This window comes from Paraburkholderia flagellata (genome assembly GCF_021390645.1).
Classification (GTDB): Bacteria; Pseudomonadota; Gammaproteobacteria; order Burkholderiales; family Burkholderiaceae; genus Paraburkholderia; species Paraburkholderia flagellata.
In genome coordinates this window covers 95,916-112,468 of the sequence record NZ_JAJEJT010000005.1, presented here as the reverse complement: position 1 = coordinate 112,468, position 16,553 = coordinate 95,916, and the positions used below count along the sequence as shown (strand labels likewise).

Below are 16,553 nucleotides of genomic sequence, written 5' to 3'. Positions count from 1 at the left end.
CGACTCTTCTCAAGTGCCTTCCCTGCTCCATTTCAGAATCAGTCTTCGTGGCGCAGCCTGCAGGCTTCGCTGAGACTCCCGGTTGCAGGGTAGATCGCGATTGCCGCGCGGCAATCAGACGGTGCCACCGTCAAGGGTTAGAACGACGAATGCCTGCACCGGGCCCGGGTCTCTGAAAGCCGAACCCTGTGCTGTCCGTGGACCTGCTGATTGGCAGGTGTCATCCCGGCGTGGTACAAAGTCATCCCTTGCGGGTGATCGCCTCGATACGATGCCGTACTCTCGCGATTTCAGGTTTCAACATCGACAGGATTGAAAAATGGCAACTGGCACTGTGAAATGGTTCAACGATGCGAAAGGCTTTGGCTTCATCAGCCCGGATGACGGCGGCGAAGACCTGTTCGCCCACTTTTCCGAGATCAAGACGGAAGGCTTCAAGTCGCTGCAGGAAAACCAGAAAGTAAGCTTCGATGTGAAGATGGGGCCGAAGGGCAAGCAGGCTGCAAATATCAAGCCAGCCTGACCAGCGCGCGTCGCATCCCGATGTGTGGCCCGCTCTGCGGGCCAGTTTATCTTGCGCCCTGTGCATCAATCTCTAATGCAGCGATGGGCATCCGGCACATGTCCGCGCCATGCTGTTTGAGCGTCAACAGTAGTTTTGTGCGAAACACGATGTCCTGGTGCGCCCTCCTCGCGACATCGATCGATTCTCCGGATGATCGTTGACGAAGTGCAAGCGTTTCGCCATAGGCGTGAAGACGCGGGGCGAAGCGCGCGTTTGCAGTAGCGTTGATGCCGCGCTTTCGGCCGCGCTGCCCGGATCCATCATCGCCCGGCAAAACAGCGGATATCCTGTGAAGGAAGACGGTTGAACTCCGCGGCAGCAATAACACTGTCCTCGACGAATCGACTTCCCCGACCAGAAGCACTACGATCGAAAACATGCCGGTCGCCATGGCAGGTGCTTGTCGCAAGATAATTTTCTGACGATTCGCACTTACCGTGCCAGACTGCCCACCGATGTGGTGGCCCATAGCGCCTCGCGACGCATGCGTAGTGAACCCGCGCGGTCCCGTGCATGATCGCGGTGACCGTGACGCAGTCCGCCACGTAGATTGTTTGAATCAGGCGAGGAGGCAAGTGCCGGAAATGCGTGGCGCTATCCTCGGTGGGTGCCCGTCGATGCCACCACTCAGTGGATCGATGCCGGGAGCCGTGCTTTCAGGGGAATCGCCATGACGACGAGTGAGTCACTTCTGACGTTGGCCGAGTATCTCGAGCTGTCCCTGAACTCCGGCGGAAGTGTGATCATGATGCAGAAATGCAATGACGTCTGTGCCATGTACGTTGGCGATGCCAGGAGAGATCAGGATCGCCTGAGATATCACGGGAACATTGCCGCAACCCAGGCCGAAGAGATTCTCGAGCAAACCCACGCTGGACGAAACCGGCTGGAGATCGGCGGACAGCTATACCGTTTCATCCGGAGCTTCAAACATTTTGAGGATCGCGGCGCGGTCGTTTTCGCGCCGTCGTGACACCGGAAGCACGACAATTTCGGGAAACTTGAATTTGTCGTTTCCGGGTATGTTGTCCGTTCCCAAATACTGAAGATCCCCATCAGGGACTTGTCAGGCGAAGTGCGTTGCGCTCGAACAGGATCGAGTCGTCGAGTTGCCGGTCGTCGGCGGCCAGCGTTTTGAGCAGGTCAGTAGCGCCCCCGCTCCGTTCGCCGCAGCGCCGATTCCTGTGAAATCAGAATGCCGCGCCTTGCCTTGAAAGGGTTATCGGCTTGCCGTCGGCACCGTTGACCAGTGCACCGGGTTCATCGCGGATCCATGAATGGTTACCTGAAATTCCTGCGGGACTTCATTCGTCATCCTCTACATTTCATATCCGCTCTCGGGGAACTGGTACTTCAAGGAGCCCGCCAGCCTCACCCGGGCGTACATTTACGCGTCATGGAGCGAATGACGCATCAAATACCAACATCGCCGCGCCTATAATAAACACCTGCCGGACACCAACGATCGCATGGAGCCCTACTTTATGAATCAAGCCCGCGGGCGATATGCGGGATCCCGCGACAGCGGCCAACGCCAGGCTCGCCACGAAAAGAAATCTCAGCCCAACCGGCCGAAACAATCGTATGTGAAGGCGCCTGCGCAGGACTCCGCCCAGACCGCCTCCATTTTCAAGACACGGTCGTTCCAGTTTCTGGTCGATACGGTAGGCGCAGAGAATATTGCCATCGCACTTGAATCCAGCATGACGCGCGTGGCCGAACTGTTGAAGGGCGAGAGGTTCACACCCGAGACCGCCTTTCATATGGAAACTACGCTCGGGTTGCCGCATGGCTTTTTTGACCAGCCCAATCCTGGGCTCACAGCCGAGACCATCGCCCGGCTGAAGTCGCCACTCGACTTTATTCAAGCCGACGACGGACCAGACACGGCGTCCGAAGCACTTGAGCCGGCTTCTGCCCTGACCGTCGACCCGCAACCATCTCTTAAAAACAGTTTGTCCGAGGAAGCACAAATGCCCAGGAAAGCAACTGGCGGTACGCCCAGAGCCGTCAACAATAATCCGGGCGTAGCGGCCGGAGCCCAGACGCAGCGAAAATCTTCGCGTGCAAAAGACAGAACGTCTCCTGAAACGACCCAGCAGCAATCGCTGGCCCTGAACGATGGCGCCGACGTAGAGAACATCCGACGCGCCAACCTCCACGTTCTCACGAGTCGCAACGGATCGAAAGCAAGGCTTGGTGTGGTCATGGACCTGAGTGGGTCCAACATGGCCCACCGGCTGCATGGCAAGAAGCGCCTGGGCGCTGTCGAAGCAAACCGGTTCACGGAGCGGCTTGGTTTGCCAGCTGGCTGGCTGGACACCCCGCGCTCTGAAGCCGATATACCTGCGTCGGTGTCGCGTATGCTTGCCCCTGCGTCCCGCGGACGCGTCTCCGCCAAGCAGCACGAATCGGTTGCGCCCGCAACAAAGGATGCCGTGCCGGCGAAGGCCACCGGTGCGAAGGCGCGTGGACGGCGCGCGCGGGCGGGCGATCCACAAAACCCCTCACCGGTTTCGGCGGATGTGGCGGGCGAGCAGGAGGCGATCGTTGCCAGCGCGCAAAATCTTGTCAATGGTTTTCCCGACAACGTTACCGGTCGCCTGCCTGAAGAAAATGGTGACGGGGCCCCGCCAGCTACAGCGTCAGTACTTGAGTCGTTCGCCGCGTCCGCAGTACCGCAGCGAAACCCGGCAGCCCTCCCCTTCGCTTCCGTGACGAGCCTGGACAATCTTCACGGTATCGAGCCGATAGCGGAAGCATTGCTCAAGACGCTGGCAGGCAAGGCACGCACGGGTCGCCTGGACGAACTGAAGGCCCTGGAACTGCTGCAGCAGGCGATCCTGTTGTGAGCCTGTAGTAGCGTGCCAGGCCCTTCGCGCCATGATGCATAAGGCGCATCAGGGGGGCCCGGTTCCGGTACGCACAAAAGCTGCGCCCTGTCAGGTCGACTTGCCATCGACCTGCATCGCCGGGCTAACCGTTGAGGGAATCATCTGGAAGATGGTGTGGGAGGCTCCCGGAGGCCGGATTTTTCTCCCGGGTTTTCCTGGGAATACTGACCAGGGTGTGCCAGGTAATCAGTAGTGCGGAGATCGCCTGCGGCTCAATGGAGTTTTGACGCGTGACGACGGCGGGCAGTTGCCAGAAGCGGATTATCGTCGGCTTCGGCGTCGCGCTCTTGCGCACTGCCATCGGCAATGACAACGTGGACGTCCTGCGCAAAGGCATCTTCGAAACAGCTGCACGCACGTGCAACACATTCGGACGTCGGCGCGTCGCCTGCACTCGCTGCGGCCTGCGCGGTCGCTTTTGCGGCCAGGCCAAACGCGGCGACGATCTCTTCCCAGGTCAGTCCGGTCGCCATCGCTTCCTGCACAAGCTTACCCGCGACAACACCGATTTTTGCCCTCAGTTCATCATCCATTGCTTCAACTCCAGCGATCCTTCGTGCCGCGCCTGCGCGAAGCGCCTCCCTGCCGCTATCAGCCTTGATGCGGCTGTAGCTCTCGACCATCTTCAGGTCGGTAATCACATAATCCATCTCAACCTCCTTCCGTCCGGTGATGCCTCGAGTTGTTGTCCTCTCAAGGTTTCGTTCGGAGAGTGCGTAGCGTCACTTAAATCAGGCTTAAACAACGCAACCAGAACGAAAGCTTTGTCCGGGCCGCGAATCAGAAACACGTGCTGGCGGGATGACCGTCGTGTTCACGCAGGGTGAGTACCTGGGAACGCGCGATAGGAAACGGGCAAACCGGGAGCGGCGAGGGAGACCGTTACCTTAAGTGAAGAATGGACGGCTGCAATGCCGAAAGGAACATGCCCGCGATCGTGCGGCCTGAATCCAAATCCAGAACGCTTGGCGGAACCGCGCCCCACCCTCCTGAAACTTCACCCGGTTGCCTCCTCAGACCCGACGAAAGACAGCGGCTGGATATGCCTCCACTACAGCGCCGCTCTACACGTTGACCCATCTGTAGATCGTCAACTACCTTGGCCGGTCAAACGACAACTATCTTTGCAGGCCGTCATAGTTGTCGCTGCTTCCGAATCGGTTTCGGGTAATTGACGCTTTCGCGCGTCGATTGTTGTGTCGTCCTCGACATCGACGTAACCGCCTGAGAATTCGCCTCGTCCCTTGAATCGCCCGTGCGTTAAAGAGCAGATAACAGCAAGGACTGCCTGCTCTTCATCGACGAGATTGATTCCTTCATCAAACCGCGCGATGGCAACGTTCACAGCCTGGACCGCGACCTGACCAATGTGATGCTCACCGAAACCGTTGGGTTGCGTGGCTCGAAGGTGATCCTCGTCGCTGCGACAAACTTCCTTGATGCGCTTGATGGCGCCGGCAAACGCAGCGGAAGGTTCGACTACCAGATCGAGATCCCGGCGCCGGACCTCCCAGCCCGCATTGCGCTTCTCTGGCGCTCGATCGCTGAGGAACTGGGTGACGGATTTGCACAGCAAGAACCGGTCACCGCGCTCGCCCGCCGCTGGGAAGGGTTCAGCGCAGCACGGCTGACAGCACTGGGCGGACAACTGCGCGAGATGCATCGCAATGGGAAATTCACGGGCCCGGTGACGTTTGAGATCGGCATGAAGGCAATGCGTCTGCTCCAGGGACGCAAGGGACGACTGCCCGAGGACGTCAAGAACATCTCCGACAGCCGCCAGTCGTTGTGACTTCAACGATGCCGGTTACCTCCTTACCGCCTCTGTTCCTGTCTCGCATCAGGTCCAGCGTGGTCGGCCCTGGAGCCGTCCCGGGCTGCAGCATGCCCGTACAACAGAGTGGACTTACCGTGAGAGGTAGGTCTTAAAAACGTCAAAAGCTGTATCAGGCCGTTTAGACGTCTCACGGGGCGTCTCACGATACGTGTTGAAACGCACCAAGACGCGCTTCGGGAGCGTCAAAACGCTTCGACTCGGGTCGGCTGATGTGCCGGCTCAGCCTTGCTTTGCCAGCCGATCTGTCGGTCATGGTTGCGCCCGCCGCTGGGGGCGCTGCCCCGGCGCCATAAGACGGCCATGGTCGATGATGTTGTCGCGGTAGGAGTTGGGCGCTAGAGATTATGAGGAGGACCTGCGTTAAATGATGGCGGATTCAAACACACAGCAGTTACTCTCCCCGGCTGATTACATGAGGTTGGTTGCGCGGGCCAAGTACAAACTTCGCGCGCACGAGGCGTTAATCAGGCAACTGATGGAAACGGGGTTCAACGACTACCGGATTTGGCGATATCTGATTGACGTGGCGGGCATCAAGGTCAGCCCGGCGACTGCCGCGCGTTTCTGCAAGGCATTACGGGCTGCCTCAATATCCGCCCCACCCGGGGAGGTGACCCGCCTCTCGACTTCCGTCCTTCGATTGCAGGGAATACAGCGAGTTGCTCGAACCGAACACGGCTGGAAACACTGACGTACGCGGGGACGGCGGCGCGCCCTCCCCCGGGCGCGATGTCTGTTTCCCGATCTGTTCAGACGCTTTCCCGATGCGGATGAACTCGCCATGCCGCGCGCCTGGGCGACGGCAAATCCGCGCGCGGCGTGCTTTGCACCCTGCGGCGCCGGCCGCAGGCGCTCGCGCGCGCCGCGCACCGCGATGATCTTGTTGATCTGTTCGATCATCCCGCGGAGGAACGCGAACGGCACGCGAAGGCCATCGCCAAGGCCATCGATGCCCTGCGCACCGCACGCCCGCCCGAGCCGCAGATCGTCGACGCCATCGCGCAGTGGCGCCGCGCGCGGTACGGGTGCTGCACTCGCAGCTACCGACCGGCCAATGTTCTTTGAGGCTGCAATAACGCAGGGAGAACCAGTGCATCAGCGATGCCTTGCCCTGGCGTGCGAGAGGCGGTCGAGTTACTTTTGCGCTGCCACTAAGCGTCCCGCAAACGGCCTTTGTAGCCCATGAGCTACAAAACAGACCATTTCTCCAATGTTTGTAGCCCAAGGGACGCAATTTCGCCTTGCCGTCTCGTAGCCGCTGGGCTACAATTTTCTCGTTTTCAGCCAATTGTGATGCCCCGGGGCTACAAGTGACGAATCTGGCAGACGTTGGAGAGATGCTCAAGCAGGCGCGCAGCGACGCGGGCCTCTCGCAAAAAGACCTTGCTGAACGCGCAGGCGTTGCTCGCACCACGCTCGCGCGCATGGAGACGCTCGCGCGTGGCGACATGAGTGTGGCTGTGCTCGTCCGGCTCCTCGAAGCAGCCGGCTACGACCTGCGGGTCGTCAAGCGCGGTCATGCCCGCACGCTCGAAGACGTGCTCACAGAACAGAAACAGGCCGGAGCCTGAGCATGCGCCTTCACGTCTACGTCAAGGGCAAGCCCGTCGCACAGTTGTACCGCCATCAAGACAATTATGCGCTTCGGTACAGCACGGACGCGTCATCCGAGGACTTCGTCAGCCTGACCATGCCTGTTCGCGAAGAGCCGTGGGTGTGGCCCCGCGATTTGCATCCATTCTTTCGCCAGAACCTGCCCGAAGGATTCCTTCTTGAGGTCATTCGTGAGGAATTTGGCCCCCTCCTTGACGGAACGGACCTGTCATTGCTCGCCGTCATAGGCGGCGCTGGCATTGGCCGTGTGACAGTGGCGCCTGAGGGCGGCCAGCCCGGTGGTGAGCTCGACCCGCTCGACCTCAATACCCTGCTTCATCAGGACGTCTCGACCCAGCACTTCGCGGAGCTGGTGAGGTATTACGCGCGCGCCGCCATATCGGGCGCGGTGCCGAAGTTCCTTGCGCCGGAGGTTTCCTCCGCGCAAACGCCAGTCGGCAAGCAGACGCTGCGCACCAGCCGGCACATCATCAAGGGTTCCGACGAGCAGACGCCCTACCTTGGGTTCAATGAGCATTACACAATGCGGGTGCTCGCAAGGCTCGACGTCGCTCGAGTGGCAAAAACAACCATGTCTGACGACGGGCGTGTGCTGGTCGTCGACCGCTTCGATGTCGATGAAAATGGCATGGCTGCATACGGCGTCGAGGACGCATGCAGTCTCCTCGGTCTCCCACCGCATGAGAAGTATCGGCCCTCGACAGAGCAGGTGCTGAACGCAACGAAGCCCTACATCAGCAGCGCGAACTGGAGACAGCAGGCCGAACATTTTGGCTGGCTGATACTGACCAACTACGTTGTTCGCAACGCGGACTGCCACTCAAAGAACGTTGCTCTTCTCTACTCGAACATCGACGACGTCGTGTACACACCCGTGTACGACATCGTGACCACCCAGGCTTACCCTCGCTTTGCCAGCAATCCACCCGGGCTTAGCGTCGACGGGCGCAAGACCTGGGCGCCGGGCAAAACGCTTGAGCGATTCTTCAATACGCGGCTGGGCATCCCGCCCCGGCGCTATCGCGAGATGGTCGAGGCGCTCTGCGATTCGGCCGTGTCGACAGGGAAAGAAGTTGTCGAAGCCGCGAAGAACGAACCTCGATGGCACTGGATAGCGAAGCAGATGCTGCATGCGTGGAATGAAGGCATGGCGACGGTGCGAAGCGCCAAGCCACAAGCAGAGCTCAAGGGCCTCACACCCATTCTTGAGGCGGCCGGATTCTCGGATTCAGACAAGCCGGAGAGCACGAGAGACGTGATTGGACGTTCCGAGCTTCTCGCTCCTGCGAGAAAGGGCTGACCCCTGCAGGTCCGGGTTCTGTACCGGGTTGCGTTTCGGTCTGCTGCACTCGGGATTTTTACCTGCGGCGCAGGATGGCAGAACTTGGAATCGAGCCAGACGATGCAGCCGCTTCAATCGCGGCGGACCAAGCAAAAATGCGAGCGGCACATTACCGCGACGCCTTTGGAAACAATTGGGACGGGGAAGGCAACACCCCTCAGTGGGTGGTTCAAGCGACCAGCGCAGGACAGTCGCTCGAGCATTTTGCAATCAGCAGACAACCGGAACCAGCGTCACGCAAGCGCCCAAACATTGATTGGGGCAATGACCCGTTCGCTGGCACCAGACTGGCCACCATCAAACCCGAGCGCATCGGAGCTGCCTGAGTTTTGCCTCATGGGCTGACGCTAGCCGTCGTTTTTGCGGGAAGGTAGGCCCCACGCTGCCCGTCTGATGTGCGGCGTTCGCATCGCCTCGGACAGTAGTACGATATTCGCTCGTCTTCACGCCACGTGCGATGCGTCGCTCCGCGCTGGCGTGACGCTTCCGGATAAGGAGGACCTATGCGCGTTCTGATAGTTGGCGCAACCGGACTGCTCGGCAAGGAAATCGCTCGCCTGCTCTCGCCCGAACACGAGGTCATTGGTGCGAGCCGCAACGCCCCGCACCTGTCGGTGGACCTCACAGACAAGGAATCCATCGTGTCAATGTACCGGCAACTCGGAACCGTTGATGCCGTGATTTGCGCCGCAGGTGCAGCGAAATTTGCACCGCTTGAATTGCTGACCGACGAAGACTTTGCGTTCAGTCTGGCCAACAAGTTGATGGGGCAGGTCAACCTTGTCCGGTGCGCGGTCGGCCACATCACACCAGGCGGGTCCCTGACGCTAACCAGCGGCATTCTGTCCCAGCATCCGGTCACAGGGAGTGCCGTAGTGGGCATTGTCAACGCGGGGGTCGAGGCGTTCGTCCGCTCCGCTGCTCTCGAACTGCACGGGACGGCACGCGTGAACGTCGTCAGCCCAGGCTGGGTTTCAGAAACGCTTGCCGCGATGGGGCAAGCCTACTCCGCGGCGACGCCCGCCGCGGTGGTAGCCCAGGCGTATAAGCGAAGTCTGGTCGAGGACATCACGGGACAGGTCATTCCAGTCAAGAAGGCGTGAAGGCAGCGCCGCCATCGTTCAACGCGCCGTCGTATCAATGGCTTTCCACTTCAGTCTTTCTGTTTTAACTCGTAGCAACGCAGCGTTTCGTACTTAACCGCATGCCAGCCCAAGTATTCAGGAGACGACCATGAAGCACTGCTCGCATCAATGGTCGTGCCTCCCGTCACCGTCCCCGTGGTCGTGATGCCAGTCGCCTCGCGGGCCGCCTTCGTCATGGTAACGGCCCCAGTCACCGCGATGCTCATCGTAATGGGCACGGGCGTCGCGCCAATCCCTCTCATCATGATGGCGCTCCTCCCACTCCCTACGTTCCCAATAGCGATGCCCGTCGTAGTATCTCTCACCATACCAGCCTGGACTGACGATAACAGCAGGAGCAGGCGGAGGCACCTCATACACCGGCGGTGGCGCGACGTAGACTGGTTGGGGTGCAACTGCAATACCGGGGACGCCAATGTCCACACCAACATCGACGTGTGCGGAGGCGGTGGCAGATACACCTATGCCGATACCGGCAACCAATGTAATCGCGCACCAGCGGTGAGGTGTAATGCTCATAATTTTCTTTCCGTTATAGGTATGCTTGGCGGCTTCAGCTGAATGCGCAGAAAGTCAGCTACGGTTAATAGCGGTGATAGTAGCCGCCTGCTGGTACCACAATGCAGCCGCTCAGCGCGGTTCCAAGACATACGGCCATCAGCGTCAGCGCAAAGATTCTTTTCATAAGTGCCTCACTTGTCAGTTGTGAAGGCACTATATTGAGCTGGCGAATTACCAGTGTTTTTGTGTGTAACGAGACGTGTCGCATGAAATACTTTCCCACCGTTTGTTGCGAGGTGGGTTAGCGCGACCAGCGACCGTATCGCGCTACGCGGAAGCGAGTGAGGCAGGAACACACGGGTCACGCTACGCGTCACCGCTCGTAATTCAGGCGCGTGGGAGCAAGCCGACGGGTCACTCGAAAGAGGAGTTCTGCTTCGCGACGGCCAGTGCTACACCCGCAGCACCGCCAACTATCCGCCTTTCCGGCGAACAAATCACCGGTGACTTTGAAAAACCTCCTTGCACGTGTTGCCAGAATCCAGGTTGCTCGGCCGCCAGTCCAAGGAACGGCAAGAACTGCGAGCGCCTTTTGCGAGGCTCATTGCTGAGCTCTGACAATTGCTTACAAACGTCACGGTTCCGACGTGCACGTCGACGACTGCTCAAGCGTTTTGTCCGTCAGCATAGAAAGCGAGATTTCTACGAAGTGCGCGTTTCCGATGCATAACGCCCGGCGAGCGACGCGTGCACTGCAATTGAAATCTCGATAACAGCCTCCACATCACCCCAACTCAACCGACGGGTATCACACGATGAAAGCAATTAGCAAGTTCACACTCATTATTGCAATGTCCGCACTCGCAGGTATCGGAACGGCAAACGCAGCCGGTTGCATCAAGGGCGCGGTTGTAGGTGGCGTTGCCGGGCACTACGCCGGACATCACGCAGTTGCAGGCGCGGTTGGCGGCTGTATCGTCGGACATCATCTGGCGAAAAAGCACGCGGAGGAACAGGCCGCGCAGAAACAAGCGGCACGTGCGGAGTAATGCTAAGGAACAGAGTTGCTCGCGGCGGTGCTTAAGCCTGTCTTAACTTTTGCCTCCCATCATCGTCGCATGCACGTCCGAGGTCCCCTGCTTTGCCGCCAGCATATCGCCCTCGGGTTTTATCAGTGAGCGTTGCGTCGGTGGCAGAACTGAGAGTTATTCAACGAGATCGAAATCAACATGCCTGGTAAATCACGAACCCGCAAACACGCCCGACCGGCGATGTCACCATTGCTGCGTGCACTTACTTTCAGTCGGGCTGCCCATGAGCCCATAACGCAGGCTATGCTCCTTCAGTGTTACACGGTACTGGACGCGTTTCGACGAGGACATGGCTCGCGCGAGCTCTTCACGACTTTGGAGCGACAACTTTTGATTGCCGAGGAGTTGTGCCGACTCGGATACTATCCAGACGAAATTGCGGACATACAGGAAGCCCACGCGGCGATGATGCATATCGACGCTGCCGAGAAGGAAAACGGCGCCTGGGTGATGGATGATGCTGACTACTCCTGGGTATGTGTGGCGTTCGAACTCTTCGGTCGCCAGCTAGCCGTGGTGTCTCTTGACGGTATTGCCAAGGCCGAAGCAAGAATGGTGGAAGGCTTGCTCAATGCCAGGCAAAAAATCGCTGCTGCAGAAATCACGACGTAGCTGCCGGTCGCCTACCGCGCCAGGATTTCCTGCGAGTATCGTCGCTCGGACTCAGTTGGAATCGGACGCATGGTCATTGAGCGTCCGAAGATGCGCAACGCTGAGGGCATGGACCTGCCGCACAACAGGCTTCCGATAGTCAAGAAACCAACCGCGGTCCAAGTTAAACAACTGCACGAGGTCGGCCTCGAGTTGCGGAAATGGGAGGTCAAGAGCAAAATTCGCTCCGAAATGCGGTCGTTGATAAGATCGCCCATGGTATTCCCCGATCTGTTCAGGCGCTTCCCCAATCACTAACCGTGAATCATCTTGCGGGGGCTGTGATGTTGGGGCTGAATGGCGGCGAATACGTGCGCCTCCTTCTGTAGAGCCGTGACAATTTCAAGGGTTTGGTCATACAAGCCGAGACCACCAAAATGCGCGAACGCAGCACGCGCTCGCCCAAGCGATGCAATCTGCTCTGAACACACAAACACAGTTTCACGGGCATCCCCCGCAGTCACCGTGTCCTGAAGAATCCGAAACTGCTGGATGATCTGAGTCAGGAAGATAAATCCATCACTCTCTTGCGGAAGCGTCAATATTAAGCGGTCGAGGTCATCAATAGATTGACGCAGCCGCGACGAAGTAGCGCGATCCATTTCACCTATCCCTCGTTTTCCTAGTTGTCCAAATTGCAGTCGGCGAGTTCAAACCTGTGCGACAACCCCGCGCGGACGGTCGGCGGCTTTTGAGGAATGCCCCACGCACATAATAACGCGTCGAACGAAGGCGCGGGCGGACCCATTCGATCGCCGCACCGTCTAATTGAACAGTAATCCGAAATAAATTCATTCCTTGTGCGCCCTCGCCTGCCGGAGCCTCTTCACGCCGCTTCTTTTGAATCGGCCTCTTAAGTCCCGGTTAAGTCTGCATCCGTAGAGTCCGATGCCAACGCTCAGGGGTCTGCCGTGGCAATCGTTGCCTGCGACATTGAGCGAAGTGTCTGCTGTTTGCCGTCGCCGGATTTTTCCCTGAGGGGGAACGCACCATGCTTTACTTCGCCCACGAATTCCACCGCGCGCTCCTCACCCCCGTTACGGCCTGGACGAAAGCGATTGCTGATTCACTCGCGAACCCTCCAAACCCGCTGGCCAGTGTACCCGGTGCGTCGAGCCTGTCGGCAGGCTACGACCTGACCTACCGGCTCGGCAAAACCTACGGGAAACCTGAGTTCAATCTGCAGCACATCGACAGGGATGGCCGCCGTGTTCCGATCGTGGAGCAGACGATCCTCGAAAAGCCGTTCTGCCGGCTGCTGCGTTTCAAGCGCTACGCCGACGACGTGGTTGCGATCGAGCAGATGAAGCAGGAACCCGTCGTGCTGTTGTGCGCGCCGCTTTCCGGTCACCACTCGACGCTGCTGCGCGAAACCGCGCGAACGCTGCTGCAGGACCACAAGGTCTATATCACGGACTGGACCGATGCTCGCATGGTCCCGGCCGGCGCCGGCTCGTTCGATCTGGACGACTATATCGAGTACCTGCAGGCGTTCATCCGTCACATTGGCGCAAGCAACCTGCACGTGATCGCGGTCTGCCAACCTACCGTGCCCGTGCTGGCAGCCATCTCGCTGATGGCGAGCCGCGGCGAGGCGACGCCGCGCAGCATGATCTTGATGGGCGGCCCGGTTGACGCCCGTAGAAGCCCCACAGCGGTCAATTCGCTCGCGACGAAACACTCGCTCGCGTGGTTCGAGAACAATCTCATCCACCGGGTTCCGGCTGGTTACCCCGGCAGCGGCCGCAAGGTGTATCCCGGTTTTCTGCAGCACATGGGGTTCGTCGCAATGAATCCGGACAGGCACGCGCAGTCGCACTACGACTACTACCTGAACCTGGTACGCGGCGATGAGGAGAGCACCGAGTCGCATCGCCGTTTCTACGATGAATACAACGCGGTGCTCGACATGAGCGCCGAGTATTACCTGCAAACGATCCAGTCCGTATTTCAGGAATTCCACCTGGCGCAGGGTACGTGGACCGTTCGCGGCGAACCGGTGCTGCCGCAGGCGATCACGGGCACGGCGCTGATGACGATGGAAGGAGAACTCGACGACATCAGTGGCGACGGCCAGACGCGCGCCGCGCACGACCTCTGCACGGGTATCGCCGCGCATGACAGACGCCACTTCACGGCTGAGAAGTGCGGACACTATGGGATTTTCTCGGGCAAACGCTGGAATTCCGTCGTGTATCCGCAGGTCCGCAGTTTCATTCTGGCACATCACGGCACGGCGCAGAACACGGAACTCGACGAAGCGCTTGTGGCGTAACCTATTACAGGGTATCTGTAGCCTCGCCAGCGTGCCCCGCGGGTGGCGCTCCGATAACCAGACCATGTCGAACACAGCGAAAAATCGAAGCTTCGCCGCGCAAATCGAGAGCCGGATCGTGGTGCTCGCACTCTTTATCGGCTCGATGTGGGCGGTCTTCTTTCTGTCCGCCGCCTTCCCGTCGCTGCACCTCACCCACCACGGCGTCGTGCCGCGCACCGTCTCCGGCCTCCAGGGGATTCTGTTCGCGCCGTGGCTTCACGCCAGCCTCGGCCACATCATGGCGAACTCGGGCGGCCTCGTGGTCCTCGGGTGGCTCGCAATGTGGCCGCGCATCGGCAATTTTGTTGTGGCGACCGCGGGGGGCATGCTCGGCGCGGGGTGCTGCGCCTGGCTTCTTGGCGCCCCATATAGCGTCCATATCGGCGCGAGCGGACTCGTTTTCGGCTACGCGGGCTATCTGGTCGCACGCGGCATCTACACACGTCACTTCCTCGCCATGCTGGTCGCGCTCTTCGTCGTGGTCGCCTACGGCATCAGCCTGCTGTCCGGCGTGCTGCCGATCTATCCCGGCATCTCGTGGCAAAGCCATCTCGGCGGGGCGATCGGCGGAGTCCTCGCAGCGCGCCTGACACTTCAGCCGGGATTGCGCCTCTCCCGGCCCTGATTGCGCATTGACGCGGGAGCGCCGTCGCTGTTTCTGCCGCCTGATTGCGGGCTCTTCAAAATAGAGGGAAAACTCACTGGCGACACCGGGACACATCTCCAGGCACCTGGCACGGCGCACGCTTCAGGCTGCGTCAACAATCCGCCTGTTGCTCTCTGTGCGGCTTTATTGCGGAGGCAACATGTCCTTCCTTCCGAGCACCCCTACCCGGACTCCAGAACCCCATCCGCCTCTGGGTCGTCTCACCACACTGCTGCGGCGCTGTGCCGGTGCACTGACGATGATTCTTCTGAGTCCAATTCTGGCGGGAGTCGCGTTGCTCGCTTACAGCGAGGACTACCTCAGTGGCGAACAGGAGCGTTCGAGGAGAGTCATCTTCGTCGGACAGGTGGCGGGCTGGAAGCCACCGCCCGAGGCGCAAAGTTTGGCGAGCGCGACTGAAGTCGCCGTGCAGTCTCGCCGTCCCGGCAGGCTCAACGCCGCCGTTCAAGTCTGGGCTTCAAAGCTAAACTTTGCTGCCATGGAGCAGAGATTCGCACTGCCAACTGGATTGCTCGCAGCGCTCGCCCAGCAGGAATCGTCAGGCAACGCCCGCGCGGTCAGTTACGCCGGTGCCCGGGGCTTGTTCCAGTTAATGCCGACGACCGCAAGGGAATATCACGTCGACCCGATGAATACCTCGCAATCTGCGTGGGCGGCCGCACAAAAACTTTCCGGGCTGATTCGCCACTATGGGGGCGATCTCACGTCAACGCTACGCGCCTACAACTGGGGGGAAGGCAACCTCGACCGCAAGGGTCTCAGCCTGGATCCGATGCAAACGCTGTCCTACGCGCCATCGGTGATGTCACGCATGGGTGATTACGGTGGCGGCGTTGTCTCGGCTCAACGCGCGGCCTACCAGCCCGGGACGTGACTTCATCAGCGGGCAGCAATTCAACTGATCTGGTGGCTGGTGACCAGGCCATTCAGCCGGAGAAACTGTTCTTCGCGTCGTGCCCTCAACGTGGCCAGGTCCGATCGCAGAACGGTTCGCGCTTCGTCGAGCCACTCAGGAAAGCGACTGGTAGCTTCGGTCACGCGGAGGAGGTGACGGAACTTGGCTGGGGTGAGGACTTTCGCGCGTGTGGGTTCCATACTCTTCCTTCTTCGTAATACGCTCGTTTTCGGGCTCTGTTACAAGAGAAAAAGAACGGGACGTTCCTTTCCAGCGGAACCCGCATGAAACGTCACCTCAACGGCAAAATGCCGGATACGCGCGGACCTCGACGCGGCGGGCATCCGGCACGGGCCGGGCAAACGGGCGCGCGCCGTCAACCCTGCTGACTGGTGTAACGTGCCGGGAACCGGCGCTTGCGGTGCACAGGCGGCGAGGACGGTTAGTTGCGTGATGAACTGGAAGCCACGCCTTCGGTTGCCGGCACAATGACCCGTCGACGCAACCTGGCGACGGCAATGCGTGCAGCTGGGATCGAGGACTTTCCTCCGGAGCCGGACGCTGGGCCGCGCTTCCCGGTCAAACAAGATGAGACCCAAGGTGATTGTCGGACAGTTAGCTTTTCACGCGGGAGCATTGGTCACTGATTTTCCACTGCATGCCAGCCTTCCTCCGCTGACGGGTTACGCTGACGGATACCTTGCGATGTTCCCGGTCTATCGTGTGGACTAGAAGCATAAGCTCGGTCGTGACGCTTACGCGCCCCCCATATTCCGCCCCATCAAGAACTCACTCCCGTTCAGGTAAGCCGACAGGGAATGCACCCCTTTTTTCTGCTTCGAAAGCGCTTGCCGGTCTCTGATGCTGAATAGGTATAATCGCCGCCCGGGTGGCGCAGAAATCAAACTACAAGGGGACATGTCGTGCGCGCGACAATGATAGCGGTAACGGCAGTTGCGGCAATGAGTGTGACGTCGGCGGCCGTGGCGGCCGTCGAGTATCGCGAACAATGGACGCCGCCGAATGCGCGGCAC

General features: G+C 59.7%; 19 protein-coding genes. 14 read left to right on the top strand and 5 right to left on the bottom strand.

Translation table 11 applies throughout. The features are described from left to right. Positions 1-319: 319 nt before the first annotated feature. Positions 320-523, top strand: coding sequence for a cold-shock protein (locus L0U83_RS36960; RefSeq protein ID WP_233889417.1), 204 nt, complete (start codon positions 320-322; stop codon positions 521-523). A 46-nt stretch (positions 524-569) separates the two neighbouring features. On the opposite strand, the gene L0U83_RS36955 is transcribed toward L0U83_RS36960, so the two are convergent. Further along, on the bottom strand, positions 570-944 hold the full coding sequence (locus L0U83_RS36955; protein ID WP_233889416.1) for a hypothetical protein: 375 nt from the start codon (positions 942-944) through the stop codon (positions 570-572). Positions 945-1,235: 291 nt separating this feature from the next. On the opposite strand from L0U83_RS36955, the gene L0U83_RS36950 reads away from it, so the two are divergent. Continuing rightward, a complete protein-coding gene (locus tag L0U83_RS36950; protein WP_233889415.1) occupies positions 1,236-1,538 on the top strand; it encodes an RNA-binding protein in 303 nt (100 codons plus the stop codon). Between the two features lie 511 nt (positions 1,539-2,049). Further along, entirely contained in the window at positions 2,050-3,417 is a 1,368-nt protein-coding gene (locus tag L0U83_RS36945) for a hypothetical protein (RefSeq protein WP_233889413.1), read from the top strand. Between the two features lie 254 nt (positions 3,418-3,671). On the opposite strand, the gene L0U83_RS36940 is transcribed toward L0U83_RS36945, so the two are convergent. Both L0U83_RS36940 and L0U83_RS36935 read right to left on the bottom strand, forming a co-directional pair. Beyond that, positions 3,672-4,109 (bottom strand): hypothetical protein, encoded by a 438-nt coding sequence (locus tag L0U83_RS36940; RefSeq protein ID WP_233889411.1) that lies wholly within the window; start codon positions 4,107-4,109, stop codon positions 3,672-3,674. A 440-nt stretch (positions 4,110-4,549) separates the two neighbouring features. Next, a complete protein-coding gene (locus L0U83_RS36935; RefSeq protein ID WP_233889409.1) occupies positions 4,550-4,804 on the bottom strand; it encodes a hypothetical protein in 255 nt (84 codons plus the stop codon). Here L0U83_RS36935 and L0U83_RS36930 point away from each other — a divergent pair. The 6 genes from L0U83_RS36930 to L0U83_RS36905 all read left to right on the top strand — a co-directional run bounded on the left by L0U83_RS36930 (position 4,748) and on the right by L0U83_RS36905 (position 9,355). Beyond that, positions 4,748-5,251 (top strand): AAA family ATPase, encoded by a 504-nt coding sequence (locus L0U83_RS36930; protein WP_267939858.1) that lies wholly within the window; start codon positions 4,748-4,750, stop codon positions 5,249-5,251. The genes L0U83_RS36935 and L0U83_RS36930 overlap by 57 nt on opposite strands. 864 nt (positions 5,252-6,115) lie before the next feature. Beyond that, positions 6,116-6,361: a hypothetical protein gene (locus L0U83_RS36925; protein ID WP_267939737.1), complete on the top strand. Its 246-nt coding sequence runs from the start codon at positions 6,116-6,118 to the stop codon at positions 6,359-6,361. 245 nt (positions 6,362-6,606) lie between these two features. Continuing rightward, complete coding sequence (locus tag L0U83_RS36920) at positions 6,607-6,867, top strand: helix-turn-helix domain-containing protein (protein WP_233889406.1); 261 nt, start codon at positions 6,607-6,609, stop codon at positions 6,865-6,867. A 2-nt stretch (positions 6,868-6,869) separates the two neighbouring features. Then, positions 6,870-8,210 (top strand): type II toxin-antitoxin system HipA family toxin, encoded by a 1,341-nt coding sequence (locus L0U83_RS36915; protein ID WP_233889405.1) that lies wholly within the window; start codon positions 6,870-6,872, stop codon positions 8,208-8,210. Positions 8,211-8,284: 74 nt separating this feature from the next. Beyond that, positions 8,285-8,578, top strand: coding sequence for an H-NS family nucleoid-associated regulatory protein (locus tag L0U83_RS36910; RefSeq protein ID WP_233889404.1), 294 nt, complete (start codon positions 8,285-8,287; stop codon positions 8,576-8,578). 177 nt (positions 8,579-8,755) lie between these two features. Continuing rightward, complete coding sequence (locus L0U83_RS36905) at positions 8,756-9,355, top strand: short chain dehydrogenase (protein ID WP_233889399.1); 600 nt, start codon at positions 8,756-8,758, stop codon at positions 9,353-9,355. Positions 9,356-9,405: 50 nt separating this feature from the next. Here the strand turns inward: L0U83_RS36905 and L0U83_RS40980 are convergent, their stop codons facing one another. Continuing rightward, positions 9,406-9,642, bottom strand: coding sequence for a hypothetical protein (locus L0U83_RS40980; RefSeq protein WP_373321190.1), 237 nt, complete (start codon positions 9,640-9,642; stop codon positions 9,406-9,408). A 1,071-nt stretch (positions 9,643-10,713) separates the two neighbouring features. Here L0U83_RS40980 and L0U83_RS36895 point away from each other — a divergent pair. Both L0U83_RS36895 and L0U83_RS36890 read left to right on the top strand, forming a co-directional pair. After that, positions 10,714-10,947, top strand: a complete 234-nt coding sequence (locus L0U83_RS36895; RefSeq protein ID WP_233889394.1) for a hypothetical protein — start codon at positions 10,714-10,716, stop codon at positions 10,945-10,947. Between the two features lie 180 nt (positions 10,948-11,127). Beyond that, positions 11,128-11,601: a hypothetical protein gene (locus tag L0U83_RS36890; protein WP_233889392.1), complete on the top strand. Its 474-nt coding sequence runs from the start codon at positions 11,128-11,130 to the stop codon at positions 11,599-11,601. A 293-nt stretch (positions 11,602-11,894) separates the two neighbouring features. On the opposite strand, the gene L0U83_RS36885 is transcribed toward L0U83_RS36890, so the two are convergent. After that, positions 11,895-12,242 carry a hypothetical protein gene (locus L0U83_RS36885; protein WP_233889390.1) on the bottom strand — a complete coding sequence of 116 codons (348 nt, stop codon included), beginning with the start codon at positions 12,240-12,242 and terminating at the stop codon, positions 11,895-11,897. Positions 12,243-12,631: 389 nt separating this feature from the next. Here L0U83_RS36885 and L0U83_RS36880 point away from each other — a divergent pair, with 389 nt between their 5' ends. From L0U83_RS36880 to L0U83_RS36870, 3 genes are all read left to right on the top strand, one after another. Further along, on the top strand, positions 12,632-13,915 hold the full coding sequence (locus tag L0U83_RS36880) for a polyhydroxyalkanoate depolymerase (protein WP_233889388.1): 1,284 nt from the start codon (positions 12,632-12,634) through the stop codon (positions 13,913-13,915). 64 nt (positions 13,916-13,979) lie between these two features. After that, entirely contained in the window at positions 13,980-14,582 is a 603-nt protein-coding gene (locus L0U83_RS36875) for a rhomboid family intramembrane serine protease (protein ID WP_233889375.1), read from the top strand. 181 nt (positions 14,583-14,763) lie between these two features. Further along, on the top strand, positions 14,764-15,498 hold the full coding sequence (locus L0U83_RS36870; RefSeq protein WP_233889374.1) for a lytic transglycosylase domain-containing protein: 735 nt from the start codon (positions 14,764-14,766) through the stop codon (positions 15,496-15,498). Positions 15,499-16,553: the final 1,055 nt, after the last annotated feature.

Coding starts and splice junctions, on each gene's coding strand:
- L0U83_RS36910 (WP_233889404.1), top strand. CDS start 8,285: ATGGCAGAACTTGGAATCGAGCCAGACGATGCAGCCGCTTCAATCGCG.
- L0U83_RS36895 (WP_233889394.1), top strand. CDS start 10,714: ATGAAAGCAATTAGCAAGTTCACACTCATTATTGCAATGTCCGCACTC.
- L0U83_RS36960 (WP_233889417.1), top strand. CDS start 320: ATGGCAACTGGCACTGTGAAATGGTTCAACGATGCGAAAGGCTTTGGC.
- L0U83_RS36885 (WP_233889390.1), bottom strand. CDS start 12,242: ATGGATCGCGCTACTTCGTCGCGGCTGCGTCAATCTATTGATGACCTC.
- L0U83_RS36915 (WP_233889405.1), top strand. CDS start 6,870: ATGCGCCTTCACGTCTACGTCAAGGGCAAGCCCGTCGCACAGTTGTAC.
- L0U83_RS36950 (WP_233889415.1), top strand. CDS start 1,236: ATGACGACGAGTGAGTCACTTCTGACGTTGGCCGAGTATCTCGAGCTG.
- L0U83_RS36955 (WP_233889416.1), bottom strand. CDS start 944: ATGTTTTCGATCGTAGTGCTTCTGGTCGGGGAAGTCGATTCGTCGAGG.
- L0U83_RS36875 (WP_233889375.1), top strand. CDS start 13,980: ATGTCGAACACAGCGAAAAATCGAAGCTTCGCCGCGCAAATCGAGAGC.
- L0U83_RS36905 (WP_233889399.1), top strand. CDS start 8,756: ATGCGCGTTCTGATAGTTGGCGCAACCGGACTGCTCGGCAAGGAAATC.
- L0U83_RS36880 (WP_233889388.1), top strand. CDS start 12,632: ATGCTTTACTTCGCCCACGAATTCCACCGCGCGCTCCTCACCCCCGTT.
- L0U83_RS40980 (WP_373321190.1), bottom strand. CDS start 9,642: ATGATGAGAGGGATTGGCGCGACGCCCGTGCCCATTACGATGAGCATC.
- L0U83_RS36870 (WP_233889374.1), top strand. CDS start 14,764: ATGTCCTTCCTTCCGAGCACCCCTACCCGGACTCCAGAACCCCATCCG.
- L0U83_RS36945 (WP_233889413.1), top strand. CDS start 2,050: ATGAATCAAGCCCGCGGGCGATATGCGGGATCCCGCGACAGCGGCCAA.
- L0U83_RS36890 (WP_233889392.1), top strand. CDS start 11,128: ATGCCTGGTAAATCACGAACCCGCAAACACGCCCGACCGGCGATGTCA.
- L0U83_RS36940 (WP_233889411.1), bottom strand. CDS start 4,109: ATGGATTATGTGATTACCGACCTGAAGATGGTCGAGAGCTACAGCCGC.